This is a genomic window from Kitasatospora saccharophila, from assembly GCF_039529925.1.
In the GTDB taxonomy this organism is placed as follows: domain Bacteria; phylum Actinomycetota; class Actinomycetes; order Streptomycetales; family Streptomycetaceae; genus Kitasatospora; species Kitasatospora saccharophila.
Genome location: NZ_BAAANS010000107.1, coordinates 1 through 14,438, shown reverse-complemented (window position 1 = coordinate 14,438; position 14,438 = coordinate 1). Strand labels below are relative to the sequence as shown.

The window sequence follows — 14,438 nt, the reverse complement described above, 5'->3', positions numbered from 1 at the left end:
TTCAGCCACGTGATCATTCTGACGGTCCGGTGCCGCCCAGCACAGCAATCGGGCGACACGTCACAACGGGGCAAACGTTGCCTGATGCGGCACTAGTATCCGCCGGGACAGCAGCCGCGAGATCTTCAACGCCATCGGGGTCTCCTGCAGCGGCAGGTTGACGTGCGTCGCCGTCCGGTGCAGATCGTGCAGGACCTGCCGGCGGGGGCTCAGGGCCTGCCACTGCTCCAGCGTCAGCACCGGCGCGGGGACGAACGCCCGACGGTTGGCCCGGTAGTGCTGCCAGCCGGCGAAGGTGTCGCGCCGTGGCGGCTTGCCGGCCAGGATCGCGCCGAGCGGATGCGCCTGCCCGGTGGAGTCGCTCACGAACTCTCCCTTGCCTCGGAGTCGTCGTCGGACGGCAGAGCGAACAGGCGGCGCCGCCGCAGGCTGTCGCCCAGCCGCGGGGGCGGGGCGGGAGCGCGGACGACGCTCGCCTCCCGCAGCCGGCGGCGCCCGGCATCGACTGCGGCGTCGACCGCCGCCGCCTCGACCGGCCAAGCCACCACGTTGTCCGCGAGAGGCTTCGCCGGTGCCGGTGCCGGTGCCGGTGCCGGTGCCGGTGCCGGTGCCGGTGCCGATGCCGATGCGGGCCGGTCGGTTGCGGCGGCCGCAGCCTGAGCGGTGCGGCGCGAGCGGCCGGTCTTCTCGCGTTTGGTCATCCGGGTCGGCCACTGCTCGACCGGGATCGCCGAACCGAGGATCTCCAGCAGGACGGGCAGCAGTTCGGCGTCGGTGCGCGGGGAGATCCCGCGGGTGCGGACCTCTGCCAGCAGAGTGGTAGCGGTCGCGTCGGAGAACGCGGGGACCTCGTCCTCGGGCGGCAGACCGGTCCAGCGCAGGACGTGCCAGCGGCCCGGCTCGTCTGGGTCCTCGAAGAACACGGACCGGCGGTCGCGCCGGTCCGAGCGGACCAGCCACCGACCCTTGTGCCGGCCGCCTCGTGCGGACGGGCCGCGGAAGCGGTCCTCCTCCAGCACCGGGTGGTGGTAGTAGAGCCCGAGGATCTTGACCCCGCGGCCCTGGTGGATCTTGACGTGGTGGCCCCGCAGCAGCTGGTAGTAGAGCTCGGGGGTAGGGATCTCCAGGTCGATCCCGCCCTGCATGGCGGCAGCCGCGAACAGCGAGTTCGGGCTGTGCTCCTCGCCCGGGCCCCAGGCCGGCGCGTACTCGCCCAGCACGCGGTTCTGCCAGACCTTGACGATCCAGGTCGCGATCACGTGCTCCATCTGCGACATCGTCAGCAGCGCGTCCGCCTCCGGATCGGCGCCCCGGTCGGCGACGTCGGTGCCGGTGAAACCCAGCAGGTGCTCCAGCAGCAGCGTCTTGATCGAGGAAAACGCCCGCTCGACGGCGAACTTGTCGCTCGCCCGCAGAGCGCGGGCCGGCAGGATGTTGCAGCCCAGGACCTGGTGGGCGTCGACCAGATGGTGGCTCTTGTAGGGGCCGCCGTGGTCGGTGGTCACCGTCTCCGGCGCGAAGAACGGCAGCGCGGCGACCCGGTGGCCCGCGAACTCCGCGATCACGGAGGCCGGGACGCCTGGGTAGGGCCACTCCATCTCCTCGCCCCAGCCCTCGCGCATCGGCAGCGGCAGCATCACGTCCCGCAGCAGCATCGCGATATCCACCGAGGTGTCCGACACCAGGGTGAGCCGGAACGCGACCAGCGAGTGCGTGTAGAGGTCCAGCGCGATCGAGAGCACCACCGACACCGGCTCGCCGAACACCGACTCGCGGACCTTCACCGGCAGCGGCGTCGAGTCCAAGGCGACGACCTGGCCCGGCCGGTGCACCACCACCCGCTGCCCGGTCTCCGCAGTCTCTGCCGTGCGGACGTAGCGCTGGCGCGCTCCGTCCGGGCCGAACCACTCCCGCCAGACCGCGACGAACGTGTTCCGGGACGGGACGTCCTCCAGCGGGAAGTCGGGGAACACCTCGCTGACGTACTGGTGCAGCAGCCGGTGCCTCGCTGCCATGGTCATCCGTGATCGCCGCAGCGACTCCTGTCGGACCGCGAAGATCCCTTCCCGGATCTCCGCCGTGACGCTCGGATGCCCGCCCCCGGTCCGGGTCCACCGGCCGTCGGCGCAGGCCAGCACCAGTTCCCGGCCGCTCTTCCCGGCCAGGCGTTCCAGCGTCCGCTCGCTCATGAACCGGATGCCCAAGGCGGCGGCCTCGACGGCCGGCATCGCGGCGACCTCGGCGGCCTTGGCCCGGCGCCGCTCGCCCACCGACGTCTTCTCCGGGGCGTAGGCGGGTCGGGGCTCGCCCGGCAGGGCCCGCGACGGGTGCCCGGCCCGGAACCCGGTCTCGGCCTCCAGAACGTGCTCGGCCCTGATCCGGGCGCGAAGCAGCTGTTCCTCGGTCAGGTCGCTCAGAACGACGTCCTGCCGGCTGCTGCGAACCGGCGCCGGCCCGGGAGGGCGGACAGGCCGGATGCCCGGATGGTTGACCAGCCAGCGCAGCGACCGGCGCTTGCGTTCCCCGCCCGCGCCGACCAGCACGATGCGGCCGACCTGCGGTTCCACCGCCTCGACCGTCCACTCGGCCCCGTCGACCTCGACGGCCGACCCTGGTGCCAGGACCAGGACGCCGCGGGTCACGACCCGTCTCCCGCAGCCGCCGAACCGCCGCCAGCCCATACCAGCGAGTCGTCGCCCAACGGCCGCCCCAAGTCGACGCCGAGACGGCGGTGCCAGAGCAGATGGACCGCCTCCGCCCGGGCCGGAAGCGGCCAGGGAGTCGAATCGACCAGGTCGCCGAACCGCAACGGCCCTTTCGCGGCCCGCTCCAGCAGCAGCGGTTGCAGCCCGAGCCGGTCCGAGCGCTGACGCCGTCGGGCCGACAGCGCGTCCACCACGCTCAGCACGTGCCGCCGCCACCCCGCCACCACGCTGTAGCGCCACCCGGCGCTCGCCGCGGCCTCCCTCGTCGCGGCGAACTTCACCAAGTCGTCATCCCGAATCAGGTTGGCAGGCCGGACATCCAGCACCCACCGCCCGCCGTCCGGCATCACCGCCAGGAAGTCCGGAACGTGCACCGACCGCCCGCCAACGTGCTCGAAGTCCAACCGGAACGGCTGCGGCAGCACCTCCGTCACCCCGACGAAGTCCAGCGCCAGCAGCAGGGACCGCTCTTCCAGCGACTCGAAGCCGTGCATCCGCCCGGTCGACACCAGGAACTCCAGGCCCGGTCGATGCAACTGCCGCGGCAGCCACGTAAACCGCCGCACGGGCTGCGACGACAGCACCGCCACCGACGCCAAGTCCCGAACCGGCCAGACGACTTGATCGCCGCCAATCGTCCACGACGTCGCCCACCGACTGGCCCGGCCGCTACCAAGCAGCAACCGGGGCCGGGCCGCCGTGCGGTCCGCGTGTGGCACGAAAAGTGCATCGAGGCCGCATGTATCCGAGCGAATCGAACCCCTGCCAGCGTGCATGCACATAGGTAAGCGCGTCTATATGTACAGATGCGCGAGATCTTCTAAAGTGCGCGAATATGACAGAAGATGATCAGTCGGTCAGGCTGTTGCGAATTGCCGCCACGAACTCTGCGCGACTGGCCGGATCAACGGACTCCCTTGCCCAGACCGCGGCCATCGCGTCCCACAGGTGGTCTGTTCGCATGCGCGGGCCAAGCTGCTCGGCCGTGCGCTGGACCCAGGCGTGATGGTTTCCTACCTGTTGTGCGTTCTCTGCGGCTTGCAGAAGGTCGCCAACACGGATCTCCAGACGCTCCGCGACCTTTTCCCAATTGGGATCACTGAAAGATTCGAAAAGCTCCTTCTCGGGAGCCTTGCTGCCAGGAAGGCAAATGCAGCCGTCCGCTGGCTTCTGGTCTGCGTCAAGAATTCCTATGGCTCGCACCGGAAAGCGCTTCTTGAATGAGAGGTCACCCAACGTGGACACAGTGGATGCGGGTCCTGCGGCCAGAATCTGGACCCTGCGGATCAGGTCTGCATCCTCGTTTCTGATCAAGGCGTCGATGAGAGTGCCAGCCTTGGCATCCTCACAGAAAAGAACGAGGTCAGGGTGGTGGACGTCATCCATCAGGGACATGGCGAAATCACTTGAGACGCCATAGAGCACGCTCCGCCCGCCGCCGTGCTGAGCCTGAATGTATACGCGCGCTTCGGTGGGGAGTTGCTCAAGGATCACCTGAGAGTGGGTGGACAGAATGAACTGAATCCCCCGGGTTCTGGCAATGTCAAAAAGTTCCACCATGAGGCGCCGCTGGGCCCGGGGGTGTAGAGAAGACTCGACTTCGTCAATGATGATCAGAGAATTCCTGGGGGCCAATCGAAGCAGGTCGACCAGATCGGCCGTTGCGTCTTCTCCTGCTCCCTGATGAAAGTTCGAGTAGGTTCCGTTTCCGGTGTCCAGTACGCCCACTTGCTTGTTCTGGTAGACCGCCATCCCGCCAGCCTTGATCGGCTTATTCAGAACCCGCCCCAGGAGCTTGCGGTCATCGTCGCCGAATGGCGTGATCTGGCCCGTGAAGTTCGCGCGAGTGGCGGCCTTTCCGTAGCCGATCTGCGTGTTGATCGGCTGCGTTCGGCTGATATCCAGAAAATACAAAGGCCGCTGAGGCCGGTCCGGCATTCCGCGCCAGCGACTGGTCACTTTCCCCAGCCTGGCGGGAATTACGGACGTGCCCTGTCGAATTTGATAGGTTAGCGTCACTCCGGCGACACTTTCCCAAATGGTGCTCGGGAAGAAGTCGTCGGGATAAAAAGTGTGCCCGTCCTTCTGGCTGGCCTCGTAGGCGGCTGCGGCAACCTTCAATACGGTACTTTTCCCGGCGCCGTTCTCGCCTGCAATGGCAACGACGGGGAACCTGAAGTCAACCCCCTCGCCGACCCATCCTCGCAACCCGTCGATCTGGACCCTCTCCAGGAACAATGGCCAGTCCTTGCCGGGTGTGCGCGAGTTCCAGGCGTCAGCCAGGGCATTGAGGGTCGGGATCTTGCGATCCGAGGCGGTGTACACGCGCGTCTCCTTGGCCAACCCGGGATCGAGGGGGTGGGCGGTAGTCCGATCCCCAATGCTGACATGCCAACCGGCGTTGGTTCGACGCTTCACACAAACAGGTGGATCGTCACTGGCGGTGACTGGCGCCGCGATCGCCAGCTAGCACTGACATCCGCCAACTATCGCTGACAGTCACAGGGCCGAGGACGAACCCGCCCTCCATCGGCCACCGGATACGTTGGTAGGACTTACTCGAAAGACATGGACAGTGTCGCAGGGGAGGCGTAGAGTTCTCCTAGTTCTTCTAGCTAGTTCGATAGACGTGGAGGTTGTGGGTGTGTTCGTGACGACGGGTCAGGCCGCATCGGCCCTGGAGTGCTCGATCCCCACGGTGAAGAAGCTGATGTCCACCGGTGTGGTGCCCGGCGTTCTCGACAAGGGTCGGCAGGTGTTTCCGCTGGCCGCGCTCCAGCAACTGGCCGCCCGGCCCGCCGCGGACCTCACCGCACTCGGCGCATCCGAGGTCGCGGTGCTGCGCGTGTCCGCCCCGGCCCGGGTCGAGGAGCCGGAGAGGGAGTGGATCGGCTTCGGCACCGACCTGGACCAGGACCAGCTGCTGGCCGCGCTGTCGGGTTGGTGGCGATGCGATCCGGCCCGAGTCGCCGCAGGCGGAGTCCTGCCGGTGACGGTGGCCGGCTTCGTCGTCGCCGTGCTGACCGGCCTGGACGAGTGGGAGTCGGACGGCGCGGTCGGCACCACCGCCCGCTTCCGCTTCCCGGCCGCGCGCCTGGCTGGCTACCTGACCGACCTCACCACCCCCGCCAACGCCGCCGACCCGACCGGCGCGGACGACGCCCGCCTGGCGGAGCTGCTGCTCGGCACCCGCCTGCCGTCCGTCTCCAGCGGCCCGATCGCCTACGTCCCCACCCGACCGACCACCAACGCCACCGACGAGGAGGAGTAAGCCAGATGTCAGACGAGCTGTTCGAGTCCGTGGACGCGCTGCTCGCCGCCGTGAGCACCGGACTTCCGGCCCCGGCGGAGCGCAAGCGGCTGCGCCTGGCGGCCGCTCTGACGCCCGCGCAGATCGCTGCGGCGCTGCGCGTGAACTCCGCGCTGGTGGCGCAGTGGGAGGATGGCAGCGCCCACCCGGGCCCGGACGTTGCCCCGGCCTACATGCGCCTGCTGGAGGGCCTGGCCGCCCGCTTCCCCGCCCCTGAGCAGCCCGCCGCGCCCGCCCCGGCGGCGTTCGTCGCGCCGGTGCAGGGGACGGTGCTGGACCAGCACCCGGACGGTTCGCTGGTGACGGGCCCGGCCGAGCCGTGCGTGCAGTGCGGACAGCCCGCGATCTACCGCGTCCAGGGCCGCCCGATGCACCTCGGCGGCCTCTGCCGCCCCGCCGCCCCTACTCCCGCTCCGACCGAGGCGGAGGTCGAGCAGCAGGCGCCTGCGGCCGCCGCCCCGGTGGCCGACGTACCGGCCGCCCAGGCCGCCCCCGTCGAACCGGCCCTGCCCGCCCCGGCTCCGGCTCAGACCGCCGCTTCGCCGTCCCGCCCCGCGCCGGCTGCGGCTGCCGCTCCGACGCGGTCCGGACAGCGTTCGGCATCGGCTTCGGCTCGTGTCCAGGGCCGCCCGGCCGCGCCGCGCACCGCCGGTCCGGCCCCCGCAGCCGCGCCGACCGCGTCCCGGTGGGTGCCGGTGGTGGCGCTGGACGCAGACCCGGACGGCGCCTGGGTGCTGGACGCGCCGGGCTTCCCGGTCCCGGCCGGGCCGAAGCTCGGCGACTTGTTCGCGTGGCTGGGCACCGGGCTGCCGCTGCGCGTCGAGCGCGCCCACCCGCAGGGCCGCGGCGGGGACGGCGCGGTGTGCCTGACCGCCGCCGCGCTCAAGCAGCTCGGCTTGCCCGCCGCCCTGCCCGCCGCCGACAAGGCGCTGAACGCGCTGCGGGCGAAGCTGGCGAAGGCCGCCGCAGCCGTGGGCATGGAGATCAGCGAGAACGTCGGGCCGGTCTTCCGGGCGTTCCGCCGCGCCGGGTCGGCGGGCGGGCCGAAGACCTCGCTGCAGGTGACCGTCGCGCCGTGGCTGGGGCAGGGCGACGCCCGGCAGCAGGCCGTCAGCGCGCTCGCCGCGCCGCTCGCCACCGCCCCCGACCGCGCGCGGGACGGGGCGACGTTCGCCCGCCGCTACCGGGCCTTCATCGCCGACCTCGGCGTCGCCCCGGGCGCCACCACCGCCTCCACCGCGATGCTGCTCCTGGACGCGGTCCGCCCGCGGGTGGAGTGGGTGAAGGACGAGGCGACGGGGGAGTGGACCTCGCACCTGCGCGAGGGCGCGCTCCCTGCCGGAGACCGGTGCGTGCCGATCGCGGCCGGCGCCCGGCACCCCCTCACCCGCGAACTGCTGTCCAAGGGCCGGGCGGTGTGCGAGGAGGAGGACTACAAGTGGTGGGCCCGGCAGCTCACCGACGACGAGGCCGGGCGCCGGTTCGCGGTCGCGGTCGACGTATGCGCGTCCTACCTGTCCGTCACCGACTCCCTGCCGCTGCCGATCGGCGAGCTCGAGCACGTCACCCACCCGGCCTGGGGCAAGGGCAAGACCGCGGGCCTGTGGCTGTGCGACTTCACCGGCGTCGAGGTGGACGAGCTGCTGCCGCACCCCGCCACCTTCCACGGCCGCCCGCCGACCGGGCCCGGCTGGTACGCCACCCCCACGGTCGCCTACATGGCCTCCACCTACGGCTTCGACCCGGCCACCATCACCGAGGCGTACCTGTCCACGCACACCGCGCCGCTGCTCAAGGAGTGGACGACCCGGGTGCGGGGCGGCTACAAGCGGGTCTACGCCGACCTCGGCCTCATCGACGGCCAGGGCCCGCAGGAGTTCCTCGCCGCGTACGCGGTCCACAAGGAGGCCGGCACCGACGCGGTACGCGCCGACGCCCTGACGCTGGGCTCCCTGTACAAGAACATCTACAAGGGCGGGATCGGGAAGTGGTCCGACTCCGCCCGCCACCTCGACGACGAGCAGTGGCTGGAGAAGGTCGCCGGGTCGTGGTCGTACCGGCCGGAGATCCGCTTCCACATCATCGCCGCCGCCCGCATCGCCGCCCACCGCCGCCTGCGCAAGACCTACCTGCTCACCGGCCGGGCCCCGTTCGCGGTGAACGTCGACTCCTACCTCTACGCCGCCGACGCCCCGTCCCCGATCGAGCTCCTGCCGGTGAAGGACGACGGCTCCCCGGTGCCGGGCGCGCTGCGCCTGGGCATCGCGCCCGGCTCGCACAAGCACGAGTCGTCGATCCCGCTGCAGGAGGCGGTGGAGGCGATGGAGCGCCGCGAACACCCCTCCCGGCTGACCCACCAGTACGCGACCGACGGCACCCCGATCCAGACCAGCACCGCCATGGAGTCCGAGAGTACCGACGAGCAGAAGAAAGGTGAGAGCTGATGGCCGGCGGATTTAGGGGCCTGTTCGGGAAGGTCCGCGAGTCGCTGTTCCCCAGCAGGAAGGCCCCCGCGAAGACCAAAACTCAGGCCGGGCAGGTGAGGGAGCGCAAGTACGGCGGCAGTACCAAGGCCATGGCCGCCGCCTACGGTGTCTCCGCCCGCACCATCTCGCGCTGGGTCGACGGCACTCGCCACCCGGCAGGCCCGCACCGCGAGAAGCTGCGCCTGGACGCAGTCGACGTGCAGACCACCGGGCTGGGCCGCGAGCGCAAGGCCAAGCAGTTGGCCAAGCTCGGCTCGCACTCCGGGATCACCGTCAGGGTCGGCCGCGCGCACACCTTCGAGATCCAGGGATCGGACGCCGTCCGGGCCCGAGACATCCACCTTGGCCTCACCGGCGACCAGGCCGCCGCCCTCGCTCTCGCTCAGGACGAAGGCGAGGTCCGCGAGATCATCGGCGAGGCCCTGGCCGAGTACTTCAACGGCGGCTCCTACGGCGGCTTCCGGGGCGAGGACTTCGATTACGACGTCGACGACTTCGACTTGAACTGACATCGTCCTCGGGACGGCCTGCACCAGGGCCGCCCCGAGGCATTTTTTCGCCAACTCTGTTGCAGTTAGCGGCAGTTGATTGAAACCTTGCCGCTCCTCCCTAGGCTTCGGCGCTCCACTTCCACGGCGGACCCGCCCGTCCTTAACTGATCTTGCGACCGGCTGAAGGCACCTGCGAGCCGACGAATCCACAGAATTTCAGGCCGAAGGAACCACCGGTTCTACTCCGGCGCGGAGCAGATCCCGAGCCGCACGACGGAATTCACAAGCTTTAGAAGAATTCCACTCGGCCATGTTCTGGAGCGGACCGGCCACTGAAAGGAATTCCTCGGAGCGGACATTGCGCCGCCGGATTCTCCTCCGCCACCGTCGTCCAGGAGCCGGGCCTGTTCGCCGTTTCGGAGGTCTCCCGGACCGCCAGCTTCGGCGCGCCGGGCGCGTCCCGAGGGCCGTCTCACCAGCTCCAACCAGCAGCTGCGAAAAGCGACTTGTCCGAGATGGACCGTAGTGTGATCGGCCAGGCCGCGCGTTCGCGGCCTGTGCCGGAAGAGGAGAGAGGAGTCGACCGTGGCGATCAGCACCGTGCGGGCGGCCTGGGTACCAGACGACGATCCCGAGAGGGATTGGGAGCTGGCAGCCGACCTGGCTGTGTCCTGGATACGGCGGGAGTGTGCTGAGCAGGGGGCATCCGGCGTTCTCGTCCTCAACGCCGACGGTGCGCACGAGTCGGTCCCGTCGTTGCGCTCCTTCGCAGCCGAGCACACCGTGACGACTCCAGCTGCTTCCCGCGATCGTGTCGGACGCGGCATCGGGCCCGTGCTGGCGTACGTGCCCGACGAGAAGACCCTCGACTTCGCCATGCGTCTCGCTCGCGGGTCGTCGTTGGCCGTCGTGGAGAGCGCCCAGGGCTTCGCGCTCCGGGGCTGGGCGAACGCGCTCGGGGCCATCGACTTGACCAGACCCGACGAGCGGTCGGAGGAGGCCGGTCCCGGATTCGCCAAGGCCATCGACCGGTTGGCCTTCTACAAGAACAACGGCTTCGGCGACCCGTTCGGCAAGCAGCAGGCCCTGCACATCCTCCAGGACCTGGCCAACTCGGAGGGGCTCGACCCCGAGGCCGTCCTGGGCGCTCTGGCTGCCCGGGGCGCTTCCAGCCGGGCTATCCGCAACCTCGCCAAGCTGATCGACGGGCTCGGCCAGCGCTGAACGCACCCCGGCGCGAGGGGCGGAAAGTCCGCGCTGGTCAGGGCTCGATGAAGGGCAGCGAGACGGCGGCCAGCTTGGTCTGCAGGTTGAGGTCGCTGGTGACCACGTACCAGGCCGAGCCGGGGTGACGGGACTGCAGCAGCAGGGTGGAGGCCACGAACCGGTCATCCGGGACGTCCAGGTCCAGCCAGGCGGGCAGGGCGTCCGACTTCGGCTCGATGTGCTCGAAGACCGCGTGCACGCCGCCGGCGACCCGGACGCCGCGGGTCACGTCCCCGCCGTTGCTGCGCAGCCCCTTGAGCCGCCGGTCCGCCTTCTTCGCCGCTTCCCGCAGCTCCGGCGTCCGGCCGCCCCGCTTGTGGTCGTCGATCTCCCGCAGCACCACCGGCAGCAGGTGCGCCATGTACCGCTGGCTGGCCTCGGCCGTGTACGCGGCCAGGTCTGGGTTGTCGATCAGCGCGTTGGTGTCCACCACCAACCGCACCGGCCACTCGTCCTCCGGCAGCAGTTCGGTCAGACCGCGCAGCTGCGCCACGGCGGCGTGCAGCTTGTCGACGGCCTGGGGGATGTACTGCGGCACGGAGTGGTCGGTGGTCTTCCCCGAGCGGACCAGCCAGTTCCGTAGGAGCTTGAGGCTCTTGTCGAGCTTCTTGGCGGTCTCCGGGGTCGGGTGGGGGAACAGGAGCCGGAAACGCGGTTCCCAGTCCCGGAGCCGGCCGAGCAGGCCCACCCGCTGGCGCTCGACCTCGGGAGTGCTCGGCCCCCAGCCCCAGTCCGCGGCACCCACGAAGAAGACTCCGCTGCCCGATCGGTTGGGGTTCACGTAGAGGATGGTCGACGCTTCGAGGACGGCGACGAAGTCCTCCTCGATCGCAGCCAGTTGTTCCAGGAGGCGGTCGCTGTACGTCGGCGGGAGCGGCTTGCGGTTCGACATCCCCTGATGATGTCCGACGGCTCCGACACCCAGCACCCCGTTTTGCGTGATCGCTGTCCACAGGCCAGCGGTTGAACCCTGGCCCGATGACCGATCACACCAACTCCAGCCCGGCACCTGGCGCGTACGGGCGCCGCCGCCGCCAGATCCAGCGCCTGATCGACCACCGCCGGCTGAACGACCTCGCCCCCGAGCCCGGCGACGAACGCCTCCTGGACGTCCTCGCCCGCACGGGCCACCGCACCGCCCTGGACGTCCAGAGCTGGCTCACCACGGCCTTCCTGAACAGCACCGGCTGCTACGCCGACCCCGCCGTCCGAGCGGCCTCCCGGCTGCCCGCGCCGGTCCTCGAGGAGGCCGAGCGCCGGCACCCCTGCCCGGCCGCCTGTCCTGCCGCGGGTTCGCGGTGCGACGGCTGTGCGCAGGCATGCGGGAGCGGCGCCCACCGCGGCCTGGCCCTGCTGTTCCGCAACCTGTCCAACGCCCTCGGCGCCCGCCAGCAGCACGCCCAGCGCCTCATGGAGGCCCGCGCCGCCTCCGAGTAGGCACAGCGACAGGTCCCGGTCGGGAACACCGCCGAGCGCGGTGTTCCCGACCGGGACCTCGAGTTCGTTCTGCCGGAGCAGAACGAACTGATCAACCCTGTGATGACGACACCGACCCCTACATCGCCTCCGCCCGTACGTCTTCCTGAGCGGGAGGACCGGCCAGAGTCGGGTGCTGCGGGTCAGATGAGGTCAGCAACCCGTTCGTCGCTCAACCGGCGGCCAGCCTCCAACAACCACTGCCTCAGGTGCCTCGCCTCACGGGCATCGTTCAACAAGTCCGCCGCCGCACTCTCCTGACGAACCTGCTCTTCCTGATCGGGGCTGTCGGCCACCGCGGCGAGCTGCGCGAGCGCAGTCACGCGCCCCTTGTCCGCGAAGTCCGACAACGCCTCCAGGACCAGGGGCAGGTTCTCCCACACCGCCTCCCCCATCTCGCGGGTCACCTTGCGCTGATCCAAGGTCACCTTGCCCTGCTCCAACGTGACGACGAGCCCCTCTGCCAGCCCCGTGGCCACGCGGTCCCCTGCCCGCTTCCAGATGCCTCGCTCTTCCAACTCCGCCCCCATCTCTCCACTCCAATCCAGCAGTGTCAGCCTGTCGCCGACACGGACTTCAGTTCCTACGCGGTCTTCTTCCGGGAGGGCACCGCAGTCAGGTGCCGGATGGGGGCCGGAGCGGCGGGCGCGGCAGGCTCGGGCAATTCGCCGGCCTGGATGGCCTGCAAGGCGTCAGTGATCCCCGCCTCCATCTCCTCGACGGTGTTGTAGCTGGCGAACAGCGGGTGGATGTTGTAGCTGCGGTAGCGGCCCTCGGGACGCAGCACGACGTGCCGCTCCACGAGCTGGTTCACCGCGATGGACGTCCGGTTCTTGCTCAGCCCCACGGAAGCCGCCAGCTCGGCCTGTGAGGCGTTCACCTCGCCCCCGGAGTGCTGGACCTCCGACATGGCGCTCAGAACGTCGTAGGCGGCCTTGGAGAGCCCCAGACGGTGCAGCTGCGCCATAGCGAGGTGCGACTGAATCAGCATGCCTGTCCCTCCACCACCAGGTCGTCGTTGTCGTCCCCGAACGCCAGCTGCCTGCTGCGCGGCGGCGGGAGCTTCGGCGGGACGAAGTTCGGGAACTCCTTCTCCGCCACCTTCTTCATCTCATCGTCTCGCATCTGCGGGAAGTGCTGGCGCAGGGCGGCCGAAGCGTCCGCGCGCAGCTGGGCCAGCGTCTCCTCCTGGACGTCGCCGTTGCCCTTGAAGCAGATCAGCGGGTTCACCACGATCACCGAGTTCGACCGGCGCTGGAGCATGTGCCAGCCCTCCAGCGTGCCCAGGGCCCGAGTCACGTTCGCCCGCTCGATCCCCAGGTGCTTCGCGATGGCCGCGTGGGTGGCCTTGAGCCGGCCCTTGCGCTGGCGGCCCATGCAGAACACCAGCACCGCCGACTGCGCGGGCGACATGCCGTGACGGGCGATCAGCACGGCCAGGACCTCGGAGAGGAAGTCGTTGCTGACCTGGCTGTAGCCCTCACGACCGAAGACCTGGTGCGGGGCCCGGTAGACCCAGTCCACCTTCGCGGCCTGCACCGGCCGGCCGGGCTTCGGGGGCCGCTGCTCCATCGCCTTGGCGAAGCTGTCCGCCAAGGACGTCGTCCGCGGCGGCTCGGGACTCTCCCCGGCCTTGCCGCGCCTTGCCTGGGCCACGCTGCGCTCCGCTTCCTCGGTCCCGATCATGTCCTCCGGCACCCTAGCCGAGATTGTCACCGCAATCCGGGAACTTTGTCCCTGTCGGCGTGGCCCCCTTGTGTCGGGTGCGACACCAAGCGTCGACGCGGGAGACGCTGGCACCCCGGCTGAGCAGCACAAATGTTTTTGTCCCTCTTTGCGTGGCCAAATCTGGTCCCTCGGTGTTCGCCCCAGCACAGACCCGCAGGTCAATGTGCCAGAACCAACACATAACCTCCAGCAAAACCCCAGGTCAAAGCCACAATCCACGGTGGCCCCTCTTTTCAGTAAGACGCACGCGCGCGAGGCCCCGCCACCACCGCCCGCCACCACGCGCCCAGGGGCACGTACGCGGCCTACCCGCCGTCCGGCAGCATCGGCCTGCGGCCGATCCGGCAGTGCCGCGCCCGCTGCGCTCCACCTGGACCGGACGGCGGGTCAACTGCCCTCCCGCCGGACGTGCGTGGCTTCCAGCCGCGCGGAGTGCCGGCGGGGGCTCCTCCGGACCCCACCCCCGCCGGATCGGCACCCCGTACCCCGCCGTAGTCCCAGCGCCATCCAGACCGCCCCAAGGCCCCCGACCCGCGCGCGACAGTTCCCAGCTGAATTCGCCGTCATCCGATCCCCTATTGCTGCTCACATCACGTCCATTTCTCCCGCCCGAAATTAGCCGACAAGGTAGAGTCGGATGCGCATTTCCCGGCACCTTCACGGAAGAACTCCGCCGGATTTATCCGAGCGAATCTCTAGCGGCCGAAAAATCAACCCAGGCCCCTGCCCCAGCTCCAGAGTCTAGCGGGCAGAATTTTTGATGCACGCCATCGGGCGAAGCCCGCCCCCTACCCCACTCCAACGAGTGACGCACTCTCAACCATCCCGCGACCCTGGGTCGAAGGCCCCACCAACCCACTCCATCAACTCCGCGCGAAGCGGCGGAGTTGACCCCCCACCACCTCAGACCCCACCCACCCAAACCCGCCACATGAACAGGCGAAGCCCGAACAGCCCGGCGAAGCCGGGCAGTCGG

13 protein-coding genes are annotated in these 14,438 nt (G+C 69.8%); 5 read left to right on the top strand and 8 right to left on the bottom strand.

All coding sequences use genetic code 11. From position 1 onward, the window contains the following. Positions 1–60: 60 nt before the first annotated feature. From ABD345_RS38480 to ABD345_RS38465, 4 genes are all read right to left on the bottom strand, one after another. Entirely contained in the window at positions 61–366 is a 306-nt protein-coding gene (locus ABD345_RS38480) for a hypothetical protein (protein WP_344559246.1), read from the bottom strand. Continuing rightward, complete coding sequence (locus tag ABD345_RS38475; protein WP_344559244.1) at positions 363–2,642, bottom strand: transposase; 2,280 nt, start codon at positions 2,640–2,642, stop codon at positions 363–365. The genes ABD345_RS38480 and ABD345_RS38475 overlap by 4 nt, the downstream gene beginning before the upstream one ends. Next, positions 2,639–3,295, bottom strand: coding sequence for a TnsA-like heteromeric transposase endonuclease subunit (locus ABD345_RS38470; RefSeq protein WP_344559242.1), 657 nt, complete (start codon positions 3,293–3,295; stop codon positions 2,639–2,641). Before ABD345_RS38470 ends, ABD345_RS38475 begins: the two co-directional genes overlap by 4 nt. A gap of 259 nt (positions 3,296–3,554) precedes the next feature. Next, positions 3,555–5,030 carry an ATP-dependent nuclease gene (locus ABD345_RS38465; protein WP_344559241.1) on the bottom strand — a complete coding sequence of 492 codons (1,476 nt, stop codon included), beginning with the start codon at positions 5,028–5,030 and terminating at the stop codon, positions 3,555–3,557. A gap of 325 nt (positions 5,031–5,355) precedes the next feature. Between ABD345_RS38465 and ABD345_RS38460 the strand changes: the two genes are divergently transcribed. The 4 genes from ABD345_RS38460 (at position 5,356) to ABD345_RS38445 (ending at position 10,216) form a co-directional block, all read left to right on the top strand. Continuing rightward, entirely contained in the window at positions 5,356–5,976 is a 621-nt protein-coding gene (locus ABD345_RS38460; RefSeq protein WP_344559239.1) for a DNA-binding protein, read from the top strand. 5 nt (positions 5,977–5,981) lie between these two features. Beyond that, positions 5,982–8,459, top strand: coding sequence for a helix-turn-helix domain-containing protein (locus tag ABD345_RS38455; protein ID WP_344559238.1), 2,478 nt, complete (start codon positions 5,982–5,984; stop codon positions 8,457–8,459). Continuing rightward, complete coding sequence (locus ABD345_RS38450; protein ID WP_344559234.1) at positions 8,459–9,010, top strand: helix-turn-helix domain-containing protein; 552 nt, start codon at positions 8,459–8,461, stop codon at positions 9,008–9,010. The genes ABD345_RS38455 and ABD345_RS38450 overlap by 1 nt, the downstream gene beginning before the upstream one ends. 567 nt (positions 9,011–9,577) lie before the next feature. After that, positions 9,578–10,216: a hypothetical protein gene (locus ABD345_RS38445; protein ID WP_344559233.1), complete on the top strand. Its 639-nt coding sequence runs from the start codon at positions 9,578–9,580 to the stop codon at positions 10,214–10,216. Between the two features lie 37 nt (positions 10,217–10,253). Here ABD345_RS38445 and ABD345_RS38440 read toward each other — a convergent pair whose 3' ends face one another. Beyond that, positions 10,254–11,150 carry a PIN domain-containing protein gene (locus ABD345_RS38440; protein ID WP_344559232.1) on the bottom strand — a complete coding sequence of 299 codons (897 nt, stop codon included), beginning with the start codon at positions 11,148–11,150 and terminating at the stop codon, positions 10,254–10,256. Between the two features lie 86 nt (positions 11,151–11,236). Between ABD345_RS38440 and ABD345_RS38435 the strand changes: the two genes are divergently transcribed. Next, positions 11,237–11,695 carry a hypothetical protein gene (locus ABD345_RS38435; RefSeq protein WP_344559231.1) on the top strand — a complete coding sequence of 153 codons (459 nt, stop codon included), beginning with the start codon at positions 11,237–11,239 and terminating at the stop codon, positions 11,693–11,695. Between the two features lie 182 nt (positions 11,696–11,877). Here the strand turns inward: ABD345_RS38435 and ABD345_RS38430 are convergent, their stop codons facing one another. From ABD345_RS38430 to ABD345_RS38420, 3 genes are read right to left on the bottom strand one after another with little or no spacing between them, the layout of a single operon-like run. Then, positions 11,878–12,264 (bottom strand): hypothetical protein, encoded by a 387-nt coding sequence (locus tag ABD345_RS38430; protein ID WP_344559230.1) that lies wholly within the window; start codon positions 12,262–12,264, stop codon positions 11,878–11,880. Positions 12,265–12,317: 53 nt separating this feature from the next. Next, positions 12,318–12,725, bottom strand: a complete 408-nt coding sequence (locus tag ABD345_RS38425; protein WP_344559228.1) for a hypothetical protein — start codon at positions 12,723–12,725, stop codon at positions 12,318–12,320. Then, on the bottom strand, positions 12,719–13,420 hold the full coding sequence (locus tag ABD345_RS38420; protein ID WP_344559226.1) for a replication/maintenance protein RepL: 702 nt from the start codon (positions 13,418–13,420) through the stop codon (positions 12,719–12,721). Before ABD345_RS38420 ends, ABD345_RS38425 begins: the two co-directional genes overlap by 7 nt. Positions 13,421–14,438 lie beyond the last annotated feature (1,018 nt).

What these genes read in the sequence shown, in the direction of transcription:
- ABD345_RS38455 (WP_344559238.1), top strand. Translation starts at nt 5,982, where the DNA reads ATGTCAGACGAGCTGTTCGAGTCCGTGGACGCGCTGCTCGCCGCCGTG.
- ABD345_RS38450 (WP_344559234.1), top strand. Translation starts at nt 8,459, where the DNA reads ATGGCCGGCGGATTTAGGGGCCTGTTCGGGAAGGTCCGCGAGTCGCTG.
- ABD345_RS38440 (WP_344559232.1), bottom strand. Translation starts at nt 11,150, where the DNA reads ATGTCGAACCGCAAGCCGCTCCCGCCGACGTACAGCGACCGCCTCCTG.
- ABD345_RS38435 (WP_344559231.1), top strand. Translation starts at nt 11,237, where the DNA reads ATGACCGATCACACCAACTCCAGCCCGGCACCTGGCGCGTACGGGCGC.
- ABD345_RS38430 (WP_344559230.1), bottom strand. Translation starts at nt 12,264, where the DNA reads ATGGGGGCGGAGTTGGAAGAGCGAGGCATCTGGAAGCGGGCAGGGGAC.
- ABD345_RS38425 (WP_344559228.1), bottom strand. Translation starts at nt 12,725, where the DNA reads ATGCTGATTCAGTCGCACCTCGCTATGGCGCAGCTGCACCGTCTGGGG.
- ABD345_RS38420 (WP_344559226.1), bottom strand. Translation starts at nt 13,420, where the DNA reads ATGATCGGGACCGAGGAAGCGGAGCGCAGCGTGGCCCAGGCAAGGCGC.